The 2,536-nt window shown below is 52.4% G+C and carries 3 protein-coding genes; all 3 read right to left on the bottom strand.

Annotation, left to right across the window (positions count from 1 at the left end; all coding sequences use genetic code 11):
* Window positions 1-123: 123 nt before the first annotated feature.
* The 3 genes from WHS46_14830 to WHS46_14820 all read right to left on the bottom strand — a co-directional run bounded on the left by WHS46_14830 (window position 124) and on the right by WHS46_14820 (window position 2,378).
* Window positions 124-1,068, bottom strand: coding sequence for an acetyl-CoA decarbonylase/synthase complex subunit delta (locus WHS46_14830; protein MEJ5349950.1), 945 nt, complete (start codon window positions 1,066-1,068; stop codon window positions 124-126).
* 411 nt (window positions 1,069-1,479) lie between these two features.
* A complete protein-coding gene (locus tag WHS46_14825) occupies window positions 1,480-1,998 on the bottom strand; it encodes a hypothetical protein (GenBank protein ID MEJ5349949.1) in 519 nt (172 codons plus the stop codon).
* Window positions 1,999-2,027: 29 nt separating this feature from the next.
* Entirely contained in the window at window positions 2,028-2,378 is a 351-nt protein-coding gene (locus tag WHS46_14820; GenBank protein ID MEJ5349948.1) for a hypothetical protein, read from the bottom strand.
* Window positions 2,379-2,536: the final 158 nt, after the last annotated feature.

The following is a 2,536-nucleotide window of genomic DNA, read 5'->3' as shown; positions in this document are numbered from 1 at the left end:
TGGAAAACTCACGAAAATTGTAAGTCTTCGCCTTCTTTTCCTTCTCTTCGGCCATGGCTCTTTCCTTCTCCCTCTTCATGAGGTCTTCTATAAGCGGTTCAATGCCTCGCCGTTTCGGCAGAACTAAGCCATTTTTTGAATGAAATTTTTCACCAAGGTCACGGACTCGGGATGCCGCAGAACCACCACGTCCGCACCAGCCAGCAATAAATCTACAGCCGTGATGGCTTCCATCATCACGGCGCGGGTTTTTTGGTCGCCGAGCTGAGGCGCTTCTTCATTGGTTTGGTTGGCTTCTTTGGTCTTCCATACTTCGTTGCCCACGTTACAGATAATGGGCTGAAGCAGCTTTTCATCACCTTGGGTCAAAGCCGCCTGAGTGATACGTTCGATGACCGAGTAGGTGTACTCCAAACCGTAACCCAGACTGCCTGTGGTGGGATCCATAACGATTTTGTCTTCCTTGACGCCCAGGTTCCCAAGAAGAATATTCAGCTGCTTGGCGAGATTCACGTCGATGGGTGTCGAGGCCACGACCGTGTGTTTATAGCCTAAACAGGCCGCGGCGATTTGTTTGTAATCGCCTTCTTCCACCGGGGCGATGGCAAGATTTTTTCCCGCACATTGCTCGGCCACAAGACGCATAACCTGGGAGTCTTTTTCGTGATTGCCCACACCCCAGACCACCACCGGCACATCCACCGCATCCACGACCTTCTTGACCACCGCGGCCACTTCCTCAGCCGGTTTGTTGTCGGCGTTGGGATCAGCGCTCTTGGTCTGAATCACCAGAATCTCCGCCCCGTATTCCTGGACACACTTTTTCGCCCACGCCACCGGGTCTTCGAGAACATCCTTAAACGGTTCCTTGGCCACCTCGGACCACTCGTTGCTGGGATCCTTGTCCCAGATCTCCATGGCAATCCGCGGAGCATGCGGCATCTGGCCTTCAAAAGAGTGAAAAGGAAAAGCCGATCGACCGCCGATGACCACAGCCTTGTCGCCGGTGCCCAGGGTCACCTCGCGAATACTACCAGTATACTTTTGTTGTACAGGTTGGAATGCCAAGGTCGTCCCTCCTTTCAATGCTTGTGCCTTTTTTCATTTTGCCACGCAGCCTACGATGCTTTTTGCTGTCTCTTGCCGAAACCTCCTTTTTTATCAAGGATTTATGAGGAAAGATGTCGGTCCGTTCCGTGAAAAAAAGGACAGAGAAAGCAACAGAACAAAAGCCTCCACGGCTTCGTGATTCCGTCGCTCTTCTCTGCAGCCCTTTACCATGATGACCATCCGAACCGATAGAAGCGTTTGGTTACGAGGTAGGTTCACACGTCAAGGCGGTGCGCCGGCCACTAAAGCGAATCCACGCCACCTATGGGACACCTATGCATATAAGATCCCCAAAGGCTTGTCAACTCGTTTCACGAGCCAAGCGCCGTGAAGGGCGCAGCGCCCTGCTTTGCTCAGCAACGGGAAGGTCTAGAAACAGGTAGGCACCATCAGGTGCTTGCGCGCCTGACGGCGAGTATGAATCACGGGATCATGTTTTTGGGGTCTCTTCTCAGGCACCACGCGAATAACACTTCCATGCCATTCCAACCTATAGGTGTTGTAAGGGCTGTTTAGCACTCCGTGTTCGACGGGCAGACGATAAGAGAGAAAGTGCTCGATAAGAGATCGCGACCAGTGCTCCGGAAAATACCTTGAGGGATCAAATTCATAAAATCCATCCATGAGCAAGGATCGCACCACCACATGACGCGCAGGAGAAGGGACGGCTTTGGCCAATCGCTTTTTCACCAGAGACTGAAGGCGAGCCGAAGCCTCTTCAAGAACCACCTGGGTGGGAAATTCGTCCCCTGGAGGGCTGTCCCCGAAATTGCGCTTGACCAGCGCCAGGTCTTTAAGGATCTTTCTCGCATCCCAAAAATCCAAATCGGTGAAGAGATGCAACTCGTATTTGGTTTTTGCCGGATGGCAATAAATGATACGGGCCATGACTCCCTCCTTGAAACTCCGACCTTAAGCTACCCTCCACAACCGCAGCCGCAACCGCATGCCGCACCTTCCTCTTCGGCGATCTCGGCAACAAAGCTTAAGCCGTATCGATCGATGAGGTTACGAATTTCACCAAGCATTAAATATTGAACAAAAGTCTGTTCCACGCCCGAGACCTGGTCACCGTAGGCGGCCGTCGCAGCGGCCATGGGCTCATAGGCTCGTGAAACATAGATCATGTCCAAAGCCTTGCTTTGCTGAGGATCCTTAAGACCGCACAGAGGAATCCATGTGCCTCGCATTTTTAAAAAACCAACGTAGAGGTACTCACCGTCGGAAAAGCCCTGAAAAAAATCCTGCACCGAGACGACCCGTTGCATGGCTGACTCCTTGTTTTGACGTTCGTATGTTTTCGGTGCAGGTTTTATAACCACGAAGGCACGATGTTTCAATGGAGAGAAAAATAGAAAAGCCGGTCTTTGAGGACCGGCGGTAGGATGGGGTTGGGCTGGCGGCGACCGACTCTTCCACGCGGCTT

Source organism: Desulfosoma sp. (assembly GCA_037481875.1).
Taxonomy (GTDB): Bacteria; Desulfobacterota; Syntrophobacteria; order Syntrophobacterales; family DSM-9756; genus Desulfosoma.
This window is presented reverse-complemented; position numbering and strand designations above follow the sequence as displayed.